General features: G+C 35.1%; 1 protein-coding gene. It reads left to right on the forward strand.

Going from position 1 to position 661, the window contains the following annotated elements; translation table 11 throughout:
• Positions 1-99: 99 nt before the first annotated feature.
• On the forward strand, positions 100-624 hold the full coding sequence (locus A6E03_RS17915) for a chloramphenicol phosphotransferase CPT family protein (RefSeq protein WP_065601432.1): 525 nt from the start codon (positions 100-102) through the stop codon (positions 622-624).
• Positions 625-661: the final 37 nt, after the last annotated feature.

The following is a 661-nucleotide window of genomic DNA, read 5'->3' on the forward strand; positions in this document are numbered from 1 at the left end:
CGGGTGTTTCTCGTTTTAAGGCGTCAATTTTAAGTATAATTGCATAGTAGTAAACGTGTTATGCAGGCGTTATGCCTCTTTTGAGAAAGGAATCTTACTATGTACCCGGATATGATTTTGCTTAATGGAACAGGAAGCTCTGGTAAAACTAGCTTAGCCAAAGAGTTACAAGAATTGTTATCGATACAATATTTAAATTTTAGTATTGATAGTGTTTTATATGCTTTACCACCAACAGATCTCAAAAGAATGATAGTAGGGGATCCTATAAGCCGTTCTGGGTATGATTATGGTCAATTAACAGAAGGTTATCATAATTGTGTTAAAGGGCTATTAGAAGCTGGTTGTAGACTTATTATTGATAATGCTTGGATAAATGAAGACGAAATTAATGCATTAGAAAAGTCTTTAAGTGGATTTAACGTAGTGCGAGTAAAGGTAATGTGTAGATTAGATGTCTGTGTTGGACGAGAATTAGCGCGTGGTGACCGTGCAATAGGTTTAGCTGAGTCGGAATATCCGTTGGTTCATAATTTTATGAAATATGATGCGTCAGTAGATACGAGTGATATACAGCCAAAAGATGCAGCAGTTAAGTTATTAAAAGAATTGAAACTTTACTGAATGAAGCATAACAATCGCATCAACACGATTTACTACA

It is taken from the genome of Aliivibrio sp. 1S128 (genome assembly GCF_001691065.1).
Classification (GTDB): domain Bacteria; phylum Pseudomonadota; class Gammaproteobacteria; order Enterobacterales; family Vibrionaceae; genus Aliivibrio.